Origin of the sequence: Advenella mandrilli, assembly GCF_016595155.1 — a bacterium.
Lineage (GTDB): Bacteria > Pseudomonadota > Gammaproteobacteria > Burkholderiales > Burkholderiaceae_B > Advenella > Advenella mandrilli.
The window spans coordinates 219,374-232,105 of sequence record NZ_JAENGP010000003.1 but is presented as its reverse complement, the minus strand read 5'-3'; the positions used below and the strand labels follow the sequence as shown (position 1 = coordinate 232,105).

Genomic DNA, 12,732 nt, shown 5'->3' with positions numbered 1-12,732 from the left:
CAGTTTATGACCCAGCAAGAGCAAGGGGGTTAAAACGTAATTGAAAAGCCACCATCAACGGCAAGGGTCTGCCCATTGACATAAGATGCTGCCGGTGATGCGAAAAATAAGGTGGGGCCAATAATTTCCATGGGATCACCCCAGCGTTGCAAGGGGTTTCTTTCCTGCATCTTGGCAATGTTTTTGCTTTCCTGGGTAAGTTTTTCATTGAATTCGGTGGCAAAGGTACCGGGGGCAATGGCATTGCTGGTGATGCCGTCGCGACCAAATTCAACTGCGATGGCCCTGGTCATGGTATTAAGTGCCTGTTTGGTAATGGGATAGGCAAAATCACCAAAGCGGATCAGCTGCCCGGCGATGGAGCTGATGGTTACGATCCGCCCGTATTTGCGGGTTTTCATTAGTTCTATGGCGTGCCGTGAAATACGGATATTGGCCAGAATATTGGTTTGCACAATATCTTCAAGCTCAAGTGGGCTTAAATCACTGAGTGTTTTGCGGTTGCGGATACTGGCATTATTTACCAGTATGTCCAGCCGGCCATATTGTTGTTGAATGTTGGAAAACACATCTTCGCACTTTTTCTGGTCATTAATATCGAAGCAGACCCAGCCGGCATCCAGGCCTGCCCCGGTCAGGGTTTGGGCGGTTTGCCTGGCTTTTTCTTCACTTCTGCTGTGAACAATAATGCGCGCGCCGGCTTTGCCAAGCCCTTGCGCTATTTGGTATCCCAGCCCCTGGGTGGAGCCGGTCACCAGGGCCACTTGCCCGCTTAATGAAAACAGATTGTTTACGTCATTCATTGATGTGTTTTCCGGTTGTTGCTGTTATGGGAGTTAGTCTTTATAACCTGGTGTACGGCGATCCAGATAACGTAGCATGGCAGGCCATTCCATTAAGCCGAACGGTCTTCTGACCGTTGGCTGGTACAAGTGATGGGTGCGGTTAATGACGGCTTCCGATGGCATGATCAGCTTGGTGCCACTGGCCAGGGCGTCAACCTGGACCCGGCAGGCCATTTCAAGCCAGTAAATGGCATTAAAGGCTTCGGCAATGGAGGCCGATGCCACCAGCAAGCCGTGATTACGCAGAATCATGGCATCTTGCGTACCCAGGTCTGCTACCAGGCGGGCCTGTTCATCCATTTCAATGGCGACACTTTCGTAATCATGATAGGCAACGTCTTTGAAACGCATGGAGGTTTGGGTAATGGGCAATAAGCCACACTCCATGGCAGAAACAGCCATGCCTGCACGTGAGTGTGTATGAATGACACAGCTGACATCATGGCGGGCGGCATGAACCGCACTGTGAATGACATAACCTGCCTGGTTGATGCCCAGCTCTTCGCCGTGAGGGTTATGCAGAACATCACCCTTGATGTTGATTTTGATTAGGCTGGAAGCCGTGATTTCCTCGTACATATAACCATAAGGATTAATGAGAATTTCATCATCGGTGCCCGGAATGCGGGCGGTGATATGGTTATAGATTAAATCACTCATGCCAAATAAGGGCATGAGCCGATAGCATGCGGCCAGATTGACGCGGGCTTCCCATTCTTCTTGACTGTAATTCATTGCTTTTCAATTCCTGCGGTTTTAACCAGGTTGCCCCAGGTTTCATAATTTTCTTTAACCATCTCGGCAAATGCCTGTGGCGATTCACTGCTGACGACTTCTGAGCCCAGTGCGATCAGTTTTTTGCGGGTTTCCGGGTCGTTTAGTGACTCATTCAGAGTGGTATGCAGCTTCTGGATGATTTCCGGGGAAGTACCTTTAGGTGCAAAAAAACCAAGCCAGGCGCCCATGTTGAAATTGGGAATACCCTGTTCTTCGATGGTGGGAATATCAGGAGCCAGTTCGGCACGTTTGTTGACACTGACAGCGAGGGCATTCAAACGACCAGCCTTGACATGAGGCAAGGCTGACACAACGGTATCAAAGGTCATGTCCACATTGCCGCCAATGACATCGGATTGTGACTGGGTACTGCCGGAGTAGGGCACATGAACCATGTCAAGACCAGAAGTTTTACTAAGCATTTCCATCAATAAATGGCTGGTGGTGCCTTTACCGATAGATGCGTAAGTGAGCTCACCAGGGTGGGCTTTGGCATAATCAATCAGTTCTTTGAAGCTGTTTACGTTTTTTGTTTTGTTCATCACAAGTACGTAAGGCAGCCAGGTGCTTTGCCCGATCGGCTCAAGATCTTTCAACGGGTCGTAAGTGAGTGATTTATACACATGCGGGTTGATATTCATGGGGGCTGTTGCAGACAGTACCAGGGTGTAGCCATCGGGTTTGGCTTTGGCCACCTGTGCTACGCCCAGGCTGCCACCGACACCCGGCTTGTTTTCTACAATAATGCTTTGCCCCAGTTTTCTTCCCATGCTTTCCCCCAGGATGCGGGCGACAGCATCAGTGGATGTGCCTGGTGGAAAACCGACCACAAAGGTAATGGGTTTTTCCGGATAACTGGCATATGCCTGGGAACAGATGGTTAGCGTTAGTGCTGATGATAGGGCAATAAGTGATTTTTTGAGCATTGTCATGATGTCTCCTCCTGAGTTTTACATCTAAAATATTAATATAATAATTGATTTATATCAATATAAAAGATGATAAGGGGCGTGGAATTGTTGTTTTTCACTTTTTTGAACAAAATTCAGGCGCATTCCCCCGCCTGAACGCTAAACGTCAGGTGAGGTGATTGTTTATGGGAGAGTGGTCAGGCTTGAGTGGATTTCTGCAGTGTCTGATTGGCCAGCTCACCCACCCGTTTTACTTCAGTCTCAAAGGCTTGCAGTAAATTTTGGGCAGCCAGGCTCAGGGGACGACGTGGGTGATAAACGGAAATAAGCTCACGGTGGATCGGGTCGGTAATACGGGCGATACACAGTACTTTGTTTTCCAGGTCCCGGGAAATGGCGCTGACAGGTAAAATGGTTGCCCATTCACCGGTTTTTACCAGTTCCATGGTAGGCATCAGTGCATCCAGTTCAAGATGGGACTGCATGGTTTTGCCTGTCTTGCGCAAGTGGTCGTCAATCAGGCTGCGCAATACCTGGCCACTGCTGGGAACAATCAGGCGTCCAGGTGGTATCTGGTTAAAGTCGGGTATGGATGATGTGAGAAATTTACTATTACAGGCAACCACCAGTACCAGTTCTTCGCTCATGATCGGGCTGGAAATAAGACTGCCCAGTTTGGGGGTGTCATTGGTAATGGCGAAATCAATTTTTCCTGCATCCAGATTTTCAATCAGAATGTTGGTATAACCCACTGACAGCTGAATGGTCACATTCGGGAAATCGACACAGTATCTGGACAGTGCATTTGGTACAACATTGACCCCAAGGGAAGGCGCAAGGCCTACCCTGACCAGGCCGGATGCCTCTCCGCCAAGATCCAGCATTTGTTGCTGAATGCTATCTACTTCCCGGGCAAGGGGCAATAGCATCTTGTGCAGTTTTTCACCTGCCGTGGTGGGGGTTACACCCCGACTTGAGCGGTCAAACAGACGGATGTCCAGGTCTTTTTCAAGTTTGCTGATTTGCGTGCTTAAGGCAGACTGGACAATGCCCAGTTGTTTGGCTGCGCGTGTCACATTACCTTGCTGGAACAGGCATAAAAAGCATTCTATTTGACGTAAGTCCATAATTCCCTGATTGGCTATCTGTTTTTGTAATGGGTAAATTGTACAGGGCTTGTTACTGGCTCTCAATGAAGAAGTCCGGATATGTAAGTTAAGTCTTGGTTCAGCTTTACTTATCGGAGGAGTTGTTTCTTGGGATGTCTGGTTCGGCCAGCAAGCGGCCCAATAGGGCACCGAGCTGTATATCGTCGATCTGACCGAAATGATCAAGCCTGATATGGCCTTGCCGGTCCAAGACCAGAAGGCTGGGGGTGCCTTGCAAACCCCACTGCGCCATTGTTTTCGGAATGTGAGAGTGTTCAGAGGCCGTGTCTACACCGATTGGAAAGCGTAAACGGTATTCGTGAATGAAGGCTTCAAGTGCGTGTGGCTGCATGGCATCATGATGCTCAAAAACCGTGTGCAGGCCAATTACTTTAAGCCCCTCGGACGCCAGGCCCTGATGAACCCGTACGGCTTGTGGGATGGCATGCAATACGCAACCCGGACAGAGCATCTGGAAGGCATGAATCATGACGACATGACCACGCAGGTTACTCAGGTGCAGTGGCTGTTGCGTGTTAAACCATTGCGATACGTGCCATTCCTGTATTGGTAAGTAACTTTTATTCATGCTGTACCCCTGTTTGGAAGGCACCTTTCCTGGCAAGGAAAGGTTTGAATATAGTGGTATTGGGTATTGTTAATCCTGCCGGGTAAGAAGAAGTTTAACCGAGGTTTGTTGTGGATGCCAGCATGCTTTTAACGTATTCAATCAGGTGCTTGACGCGTGATATTTTCAAATATGAGTAATGGCATAGTTAATGAGTTTTATACATTACCTGGTGAGATAAGATCGTTTGACCTGCCCGGTGCAGGCACCCTAAAATTCCTGATCATTCTTTGTTGCCTGCTTTTTTGTTTATTAATACGCAGGTCAATATACTTAATTTATGGAAATTTTGTTGTGACTATTCCTCACCCTATCTCTGCCGATGAAATTCGATCCCGCTTTTCCTGTGAAATGTCTGATATGTATCGGGATGAAGTGCCCAAGTATGGCGCATTGCTTGATATTGTGAGTAAGGTTAATACGGGCGTGCTTGATCGCAATCCTGCTTTGCATAAGGCGCTGGACAGTGCCAATGAGCTGGCCCGGCTGGATGTGGAGCGGCATGGTGCCATTCGGCTGGGCAAACCCGAAGAGTTGCATACCATGCGACGTATTTTCTATGTTATGGGCATGCATCCGGTTGGCTATTATGATTTATCGGTTGCCGGTGTGCCGGTACATGCCACCGCATTCAGGCCAATTACCGATGAGGCATTAAATCGCAATCCTTTTCGGGTATTTACTTCATTGTTACGTCTGGAGCTGATCGAAGATGAGGCTTTAAGGGAAAAGGCGGCAGCCATCCTGGAGAGGCGGCAGATTTTTTCCGATAGGGTTTTGCATCTACTTGATAAGTACGAATCAGAGGGTGGTTTGTCCGGGCAGGATGCGCACATTTTTGTTTCAGAGGTAAAGGAAATTTTCCGCTGGCATCAGGATGCGACTGTCTCACAGGAGATTTATAAGCAATTGCATGATTCGCATCGCTTGATTGCAGATGTGGTCTGTTTCAAAGGGCCGCATATTAATCACCTGACACCTCGTACGCTGGATATCGACGAGGTGCAGGAACAGATGGGACAGCTTGGTCTGAACCCTAAAGAGGTGATTGAAGGTCCGCCACGTCGTCAGTGCCCGATTCTGCTGCGCCAGACCAGTTTTAAGGCACTGGAAGAAAAAATCCGTTTTGCCGATGATGAACAGGCAGGTACGCACACCGCCCGTTTTGGAGAAATAGAACAGCGTGGCGTGGCACTGACGGCCAAGGGGCGTGCCTTGTATGATCAGTTGCTGGATCAGGCACGCAGTTATAATAATGAAGGCAATGCCGGAGATGGTTATGCCAGGCGACTGGCTGAGTCTTTCAAGGCATTTCCTGATGACGTTGAGACATTAAGGAAAGAGCAGCTGGCTTATTTCCGCTATGTACTTAATGATGCGGCTCTGTTTAATGCCAAGGCCGGATCAGATGGGGTCCGTGATCTGGATGTGCTGATTTCGACAGGTGCAGTCGCAGTAGAACCGATTGTTTACGAGGATTTTCTGCCCGTCAGTGCGGCTGGCATTTTTCAGTCGAATCTGGGTGGTGCCGAGCAAAAGCATTATGCTGCCAATGCGTCCAGATTGCAGTTTGAAAAAGATTTGGGTATTGCCGTGCTGGATGAACTGATGCTTTACGAAGCGGCGCAGGCAAAGTCCATTGAAGTGCTTTTCAGTACGCTGGAAACCGTCGTCGCTTAAGCGGCCTGGGCGCTTGTTTGTGGCCCTTCATGTTTGGTTTGCATGATGGGCACAATAGCTTGCCGCCTGTTCCAGAAGCCATGAGCGGAACATTTCCAGTGGTTTCCCGTGACGGAATTCGCTGGGATAAACCAGATAATAAGCGGCGTCTTGTGAAACGGTTGTTTGGTATGGGACGATAACCCCCAGGGTTGGCAGTCGGTCTTCTATCAGGAATTTGGGTACCAGGGCTATGCCCATGCCGGCTGCCGCGCCGCTAATCAGCATTGTATGCAGTTCATAGCGTACGCCCTCCCGTGAAGTGGGGGCATCAATGCCCTGTTGCAGAAACCAATGCGTCCAGCTATCGGGGCGGGTGGTGGAATGCAGCAGAGGGTATTGCAACAGGTCTTTGGCGCTGCTTACCGGTTTTTTCAATAGTCCAGGTGAACAAATCGGCACGACTTCTTCACCAAACAAATAATCGGCAGTAGTGCCAGGCCAGGTAGGCTTGCCATAATGAATGGCTGCTTCAAAATGGGTTTCCGAAAAAGAAAATATATCGGTGCTGACACCCATATTAATAAAGATATCCTGGTGCCGCCGGCTGAATTCAGGGAGCCGGGGAATGAGCCAGTGCGAGGCAAAAGTAGGCAGAACGGCCAGTTCAAGATGACCTCCACGTCCACCAAAGGCAATCAGGTTAAGCGTATCCCTGTCCAGGGTTTCCATAGGCTGGCGGATTTTTGTTGCATAGAGGAAGCCGGCCCGGGTTAGCATGACCCTTTGTTTATTGCGCACAAACAAATGCACGCCAAGATTGGCTTCAAGTGTGGCAATTTGGCGTGAGATGGCGCTTTCTGTCAGGGAAAGCTCTTTGGCCGCCAGAGAAAAACTTTCATGCCGGGCCGCCGCCTCAAAAGCGGTAAGGGCGGCGATACTGGGTATCTTGAATTTTCGCATGACGGCTTAAATATGAATTTGCTCTTTAAGCGCTTCCAGTAGTTGCTCAACCGGCAGGGCGGCATTAAGGATGGGGATTTTGCCTTCCTCTACAGCCTGTGGTTTTCTCAGGGCATAAATATAGTCATCCCAATGATCCAGTTTCCATTGGTCGCGCGGGTCTGCGCGTTGAATAATACGTTCCTTGCGGATGCTGTGAGGCAGTTCCAGCCAGACGTGACGCAGTATTGTGTTTAATGGCAGGCCCAATGTTTCTGCCGAAAAGAGCGCTTGGGTGGCAAGTTCTTTGCTCCAGGGGCCTGGAAATACAACATTCAGGCCCAGTTCCAGTTGATCTTTGCCAATCAGCAAAGTGCTTTTGTATTGCAAATCCCGTACTTTTTCCTTGAAAAAAGGGCTGTCACGATCATTGGGGTCTTGCCCATAAGCCTCTAGCAAAGGACCGGTCCAGTATTCACCGATGGTGTCTTTGTCCAGTACACACCAGGTGCGATGCTGTTGCAGTTCCTGGCGGATAAAGTGAGATGTCAGAACCGATTTGCCAGTACCGGCATGGCCCAGAATAAAAAGAGCAAAAGGTGTTGGCATGCACATCCCTTAAATGAAATGGTTCATTGATTTAATGATTGAGTATAAATACGAAGGTTATTTAATGCTATAGGTGTGAAAAAAAATCTCCACGATATAAGCGGCCTTTTGTTCTACTTGTTCATCGGTCATTTCAGTACCGGCACCAAGAAGATTGCAAATTAAATCGGTTTGGCAAAGATCCCGTAAATGCATGGCCATCAAATGGGTGTTTTCAATGTGAATGCCTCTTTTGTTCATTTCCTTGTGCAGAAGATCGGCAATGGCCAGCCAGGTTTTGTATGAGCCCTCATGAAAGCGGCGGCCAATGTCTGAAGTACCTCCCACCGAGATGGCGACCCTTAATACCTGTATGACTTTTGGAGAGTTAAGCACTTTAAGCAAGGAAACGACGAAGCTGTGCAATTGCGTGAATATGTCGTTTGATTGTTGTAACAGGAGTTGCATCTCCTGGTGATATTTGTCTTCAGAGGCCAGCAATGCCTCAAGCAATAATTCTTCTTTCGATGAAAAATAATTGTAGAGCGTTGCTTTTGAACCCCCCAGGCGAGCAGCTATTTGAGACATTGAGGCAGCTTCAAATCCTACTTCACAAAAAAGGTCCAGAGCAATATCCAGGATGGCCTCACGGCGAGCTTCACTTTTCATTCTCATGGCTGAATCCATATTTATACCGAACAGTACGGTTTTTCTTGATGTATTTATTTCGTCATTATAAACTACGTGATCAATACCGTACAGTACGGTTCATTTATTAAGTGTATTACCTTATTTCCTGGCGTGAAATGAACGTCAGGAATTTTTTCTTATCATTCATTTCGTCATTTAAAAAATTGAGTTCTAATGAAGCACTATCATGTTAACCCGTTACTGAAGGCGCTTGCGATTGCCGCCAGTGCAATTGTTGTTGCCGGTTGTGGGCAGTCTGCTAATGAAAACGTCAATGCGGTCAAGCCAGAGGTCAGCGTACACACCGTTATACCTCAAACGGTCGCATTGACCACTGAATTGGCGGGGCGCACGAACGCTTATCTGGTCTCTGAGGTGAGACCGCAGGTCGATGGTATTGTTAAAAAGCGGCTTTTCAAAGAGGGCAGTGATATTAAAACCGGTGAAACGCTTTATGAGATTGATCCCGCTACCTATCAGGCCAATCACAATAGTGCCAAGGCGGCCCTGGCCAAGGCCCAGGCTAATCATAAGGTGTCAAGCCTGCGAGCGTCGCGTTACAAAGAGCTTGTGAAGATTAATGCCGTTAGCAAGCAGGATAATGACCAGGCAACGGCAGAGTTGCTTCAGGCCCAGGCCGACGTGGCTTCGGCGCGTGCCGCTCTGGACATGGCGGCGATCAATCTGGGTTACACCGAAGTCAAGGCACCGATTTCCGGTCGTATCGGTCAATCGGCCATTACGCCGGGGGCATTATTGTCGGCCAATCAGGCTACGCCTTTGGCAAAAATTCAACAGCTTGATCCAATTTATGTGGACGTGAGCCAGTCCAGCGTCGAACTGTTGCGCTTGCGCAAAGCCCTGGCATCTGGTTCGTTGACCAGTACGGATCAGGCACGGGCCAACGTCAGGTTGATATTGGAAGATGGTACCGAATACGGGCAGAGTGGTGAGTTGCAGTTTTCAGATGTGTCCGTTGATCCTGGCACCGGCATGGTGACTTTGCGTGCCGTCTTCCCCAATCCTGAACAGCAGTTATTGCCGGGCATGTATGTGCGTGCCGTGCTGGAAGAAGGTGTGCGGGATCAGGCTGTTTTGCTGCCGCAGCAAGGCGTGACTCGTGATAGCAAGGGCAATGCAACAGCGTTGCTGGTTAATGCCGAAGGAAAGGTAGAAGCCCGGGTTTTGACCGTATCACGCACGATCGGAGATCAATGGCTGGTTGATGACGGCATTCAGGCTGGCGAGCAGGTGATTGTGGAAGGCGTGCAAAAAGTTCGCCCCGGAGATGCCGTTCAGACTGTGGAAAAGAATGCAGCGACAGATGCGGCTGTTGCATTGTCTGCCGGTTAATTGGCTGATCTATTTCAGGAATATATAAGTTATGTCACGATTTTTTATTGATCGTCAGATTTTTGCGTGGGTCATCGCCTTGGTGATTATGCTGGCGGGCGGACTGTCTATCTTAAGCTTGCCGGTGGCGCAATATCCAAGTATTGCCCCACCGCAAGTGACCATTTCAGCGACCTATCCCGGAGCGTCGGCCCAGACCTTGCAAGATACTGTCACGCAAGTAATTGAGCAGCAAATGAAAGGTATCGATGGCATGAATTATATGTCATCAACCAGCGACTCGTCGGGCAGTATGGAAATTGTCATTACCTTTGAAGCGGGTGTTGACCCGGACATTGCCCAGGTTCAGGTACAGAACAAGCTTTCCATTGCAACCCCGATGTTGCCGCAAGAGGTACAGCGCCAGGGCGTTACCGTCACCAAATCAACCGCCAACTTTCTGATGGTGGTGGGTCTGGTCTCTGAAGATGGCAGTATGACTGGCACGGATCTGGGCGATTACGCCGTTGCCAATATGCGCGATCCCTTGAGTCGGGTTCAGGGTGTTGGCGAAATAGAGGTGTTTGGCAGCCAGTACGCAATGCGAGTCTGGCTGGACCCTGACAAGCTATATAGTTATAGCCTTGTGCCTGCCGACGTGGTTGCCGCGATACAGGCACAGAATGCCCAGGTATCAGCCGGACAGCTGGGGGCGAGCCCGGCTGTTCCGGGGCAGCAGCTTAATGCGACAATTACTTCACAAACCTTGTTGCAAACACCCGAGCAGTTTGGTGAAATACTGTTGCGCACCACCGAACAGGGTGCAAGCGTCAGGTTGCGTGATGTCGCCCGCATTGAAATGGGTAGTGAAAATTATAATGTGTTGTCGTACTATAACGGCAGTCCGGCAGCCGGGATGGCTTTTAAATTGGCTACAGGAGCCAATGCGATTAATGCCGCCGAGGCAATCAAGGCTCAGGTAAGCGAACTTGAAAATGCGTTTCCTCCGGGCATGAAATCGGTTATTGCTTTTGATACAACGCCGTTTGTCGAAGTGTCTATTAAGGGCGTGGTTTCCACGCTTCTTGAAGCGATTATCCTGGTTTTTCTGGTTATGTATTTGTTCTTGCAGAATTTCAGGGCAACGATTATTCCTACGATTGCGGTGCCCGTCGTTTTGCTGGGAACGTTCGGTATCCTGGCTGCTTTTGGTTTTTCCATCAACACATTGACCTTGTTTGGCGTCGTACTGGCCATTGGTCTGCTGGTTGACGATGCGATTGTGGTGGTTGAAAACGTTGAACGCTTAATGACCGAAGAAGGATTGTCGCCCTTGGAGGCAACACGTAAATCAATGGATCAAATTACCGGCGCGCTGGTGGGGATTGGTCTGGTGATTTCGGCCGTGCTGGTGCCGATGGCCTTTTTTGGCGGATCGACCGGGGTGATTTATCGCCAGTTTTCCATTACGATCGTATCCGCCATGGGACTGTCTGTTCTGGTTGCCATTGTTTTGACCCCTGCGCTTTGTGCAACCATGCTTAAACCGGTAGCCAAAGGTGAGCATGCTCCCCGTGGACGTTTTTTTACCTGGTTTAACCGTACCTTTGATCGTGGTACCTTGAAGTATCAGTCTATGGTGGGGCGAATGATTGCGCGCAGTACCCGTTATTTGCTGATTTATCTGGTGCTGGTGGTTGCAACCGCTTTGCTGTTTATCAGAATGCCCACCTCCTTTCTGCCCGATGAAGACCAGGGTATCCTGTTTACCCAAGTGTTGCTGCCGGCGGGCGCTACGCAGGAACGCACGCTGGCAACGCTGGATAAAATGGAATCCTATTTTGCTGAAAATGAAAAAGAGAATATTGAATCGGTATTTAGCGTGGCCGGTTTCAGTTTTGCCGGAGCAGGGCAGAATGCCGGATTGAGTTTTGTTAAATTAAAGGATTGGAGCGAGCGTTCAGGCAAGGAAAATGGCGCGCTGGCAATTGTTGATCGTGCGATGGGTGCGTTGTCGCAAATCAAAGACGGAATGGTGTTTGTTTTTGCGCCGCCTGCCGTGCTTGAACTGGGTAATGCCAAGGGTTTTGATTTGTATCTGCAGGATCGTGCTGGCATGGGGCATCAGCAACTGACAGAAGCACGTAATCAGTTGCTGGCACTCGCTGCCCAGAACCCCAATCTGATGGCAGTACGACCTAATGGCCAGGACGATACGCCACAGTATCGTATTGAAATCGATCAGGCCAAGGCGGGTGCTTTGGGCTTAAGCATGGAGCAGGTGAACAGCGCTTTGTCCAGTGCCTGGGGCGGTGCCTATGTGAACGACTTTATGGATAAAGGCCGTGTGAAAAAGGTCTATGTACAGGCCGAGGCCGAGTCGCGCATGGTGCCCGAAGACTTGCAGAAATGGTATGTGCGTAATACCGCAGGTGAAATGGTGCCGTTTTCGGCTTTTGCCAAGGCACACTGGGAGTATGGGTCTCCACGTCTGGAACGGTATAACGGGATTCCTGCCGTGCAGATTCAGGGGGAACCTGCGCCGGGTGTCAGCTCGGGTGATGCGATGGCTGCTATCGAAGACATTGCGGCTCAACTGCCGCCGGGCTTTGGCATTGAGTGGACAGGCTTGTCTTATCAGGAGCGGATGTCCGGTTCCCAGGCACCGGCCTTATATGCCATCTCCCTGATTGTCGTTTTCCTGTGTCTGGCTGCCCTGTATGAAAGCTGGTCGATTCCGTTTGCTGTCATGCTGGTGGTGCCATTGGGCGTGTTTGGTGCATTGCTGGCAGCCAGTGGCCGTGGTTTGTCCAATGACGTGTATTTTCAGGTAGGGTTATTGGTAACGGTGGGGCTGGCCGCCAAGAATGCCATTATGATTGTTGAGTTTGCCCAGGATCTGATCAACAAGGGCATGGGGCTGGTGGAAGCATCACTTGAAGCGGCCAAACTGCGTTTGCGGCCGATCCTGATGACGTCGATTGCCTTTGGACTTGGGGTGCTTCCCCTGGCTATTAAAACCGGTGCCGGTTCAGGCAGCCAGAATGCAATTGGTACTGGGGTGCTGGGCGGAACGATCGCCGCAACGGTATTGGGTATTTTCTTCATTCCCGTGTTTTTCTTTTTCATTCGGAAGCTGTTTTCAGAAAAGAAAAAAACATCGTCTGCATCGACAGATTTGACGGTAACGCAAGCAGGTAACGAGATTTAAT

At 49.6% G+C, this 12,732-nt stretch carries 11 protein-coding genes; 3 read left to right on the top strand and 8 right to left on the bottom strand.

The genetic code is table 11. The features are described from left to right. Window positions 1–29: 29 nt before the first annotated feature. The 5 genes from JHL22_RS04195 to JHL22_RS04175 all read right to left on the bottom strand — a co-directional run bounded on the left by JHL22_RS04195 (window position 30) and on the right by JHL22_RS04175 (window position 4,270). On the bottom strand, window positions 30–803 hold the full coding sequence (locus tag JHL22_RS04195) for an SDR family oxidoreductase (protein WP_200234134.1): 774 nt from the start codon (window positions 801–803) through the stop codon (window positions 30–32). Window positions 804–836: 33 nt separating this feature from the next. After that, window positions 837–1,580 (bottom strand): class II aldolase/adducin family protein, encoded by a 744-nt coding sequence (locus JHL22_RS04190; protein ID WP_200234133.1) that lies wholly within the window; start codon window positions 1,578–1,580, stop codon window positions 837–839. Then, on the bottom strand, window positions 1,577–2,554 hold the full coding sequence (locus JHL22_RS04185) for a Bug family tripartite tricarboxylate transporter substrate binding protein (RefSeq protein ID WP_234041097.1): 978 nt from the start codon (window positions 2,552–2,554) through the stop codon (window positions 1,577–1,579). The genes JHL22_RS04190 and JHL22_RS04185 overlap by 4 nt, the downstream gene beginning before the upstream one ends. Before the next feature lie 176 nt (window positions 2,555–2,730). Then, entirely contained in the window at window positions 2,731–3,660 is a 930-nt protein-coding gene (locus tag JHL22_RS04180) for a LysR family transcriptional regulator (RefSeq protein WP_200234132.1), read from the bottom strand. A gap of 106 nt (window positions 3,661–3,766) precedes the next feature. Beyond that, entirely contained in the window at window positions 3,767–4,270 is a 504-nt protein-coding gene (locus JHL22_RS04175; protein WP_200234130.1) for a TlpA disulfide reductase family protein, read from the bottom strand. A gap of 333 nt (window positions 4,271–4,603) precedes the next feature. Here JHL22_RS04175 and hglS point away from each other — a divergent pair, with 333 nt between their 5' ends. Beyond that, window positions 4,604–5,989 carry a 2-oxoadipate dioxygenase/decarboxylase HglS gene (hglS, locus tag JHL22_RS04170; protein WP_329610632.1) on the top strand — a complete coding sequence of 462 codons (1,386 nt, stop codon included), beginning with the start codon at window positions 4,604–4,606 and terminating at the stop codon, window positions 5,987–5,989. A gap of 27 nt (window positions 5,990–6,016) precedes the next feature. On the opposite strand, the gene JHL22_RS04165 is transcribed toward hglS, so the two are convergent. From JHL22_RS04165 to JHL22_RS04155, 3 genes are read right to left on the bottom strand one after another with little or no spacing between them, the layout of a single operon-like run. Continuing rightward, a complete protein-coding gene (locus JHL22_RS04165) occupies window positions 6,017–6,931 on the bottom strand; it encodes a LysR substrate-binding domain-containing protein (RefSeq protein ID WP_200234126.1) in 915 nt (304 codons plus the stop codon). 6 nt (window positions 6,932–6,937) lie between these two features. After that, a complete protein-coding gene (locus tag JHL22_RS04160; protein ID WP_200234124.1) occupies window positions 6,938–7,519 on the bottom strand; it encodes a P-loop nucleotide/nucleoside kinase family protein in 582 nt (193 codons plus the stop codon). A 57-nt stretch (window positions 7,520–7,576) separates the two neighbouring features. Next, complete coding sequence (locus tag JHL22_RS04155; RefSeq protein WP_200234122.1) at window positions 7,577–8,173, bottom strand: TetR/AcrR family transcriptional regulator; 597 nt, start codon at window positions 8,171–8,173, stop codon at window positions 7,577–7,579. A 189-nt stretch (window positions 8,174–8,362) separates the two neighbouring features. Here JHL22_RS04155 and JHL22_RS04150 point away from each other — a divergent pair, with 189 nt between their 5' ends. Both JHL22_RS04150 and JHL22_RS04145 read left to right on the top strand, forming a co-directional pair. After that, window positions 8,363–9,541 carry an efflux RND transporter periplasmic adaptor subunit gene (locus JHL22_RS04150; protein ID WP_200234115.1) on the top strand — a complete coding sequence of 393 codons (1,179 nt, stop codon included), beginning with the start codon at window positions 8,363–8,365 and terminating at the stop codon, window positions 9,539–9,541. A 31-nt stretch (window positions 9,542–9,572) separates the two neighbouring features. Next, window positions 9,573–12,731 (top strand): efflux RND transporter permease subunit, encoded by a 3,159-nt coding sequence (locus tag JHL22_RS04145; protein WP_200234113.1) that lies wholly within the window; start codon window positions 9,573–9,575, stop codon window positions 12,729–12,731. Window position 12,732 lies beyond the last annotated feature (1 nt).

Coding starts and splice junctions, on each gene's coding strand:
- JHL22_RS04195 (WP_200234134.1), bottom strand. CDS start 803: ATGAATGACGTAAACAATCTGTTTTCATTAAGCGGGCAAGTGGCCCTG.
- JHL22_RS04190 (WP_200234133.1), bottom strand. CDS start 1,580: ATGAATTACAGTCAAGAAGAATGGGAAGCCCGCGTCAATCTGGCCGCA.
- JHL22_RS04185 (WP_234041097.1), bottom strand. CDS start 2,554: ATGACAATGCTCAAAAAATCACTTATTGCCCTATCATCAGCACTAACG.
- JHL22_RS04180 (WP_200234132.1), bottom strand. CDS start 3,660: ATGGACTTACGTCAAATAGAATGCTTTTTATGCCTGTTCCAGCAAGGT.
- JHL22_RS04175 (WP_200234130.1), bottom strand. CDS start 4,270: ATGAATAAAAGTTACTTACCAATACAGGAATGGCACGTATCGCAATGG.
- JHL22_RS04165 (WP_200234126.1), bottom strand. CDS start 6,931: ATGCGAAAATTCAAGATACCCAGTATCGCCGCCCTTACCGCTTTTGAG.
- JHL22_RS04160 (WP_200234124.1), bottom strand. CDS start 7,519: ATGCCAACACCTTTTGCTCTTTTTATTCTGGGCCATGCCGGTACTGGC.
- JHL22_RS04155 (WP_200234122.1), bottom strand. CDS start 8,173: ATGAGAATGAAAAGTGAAGCTCGCCGTGAGGCCATCCTGGATATTGCT.
- JHL22_RS04150 (WP_200234115.1), top strand. CDS start 8,363: ATGAAGCACTATCATGTTAACCCGTTACTGAAGGCGCTTGCGATTGCC.
- JHL22_RS04145 (WP_200234113.1), top strand. CDS start 9,573: ATGTCACGATTTTTTATTGATCGTCAGATTTTTGCGTGGGTCATCGCC.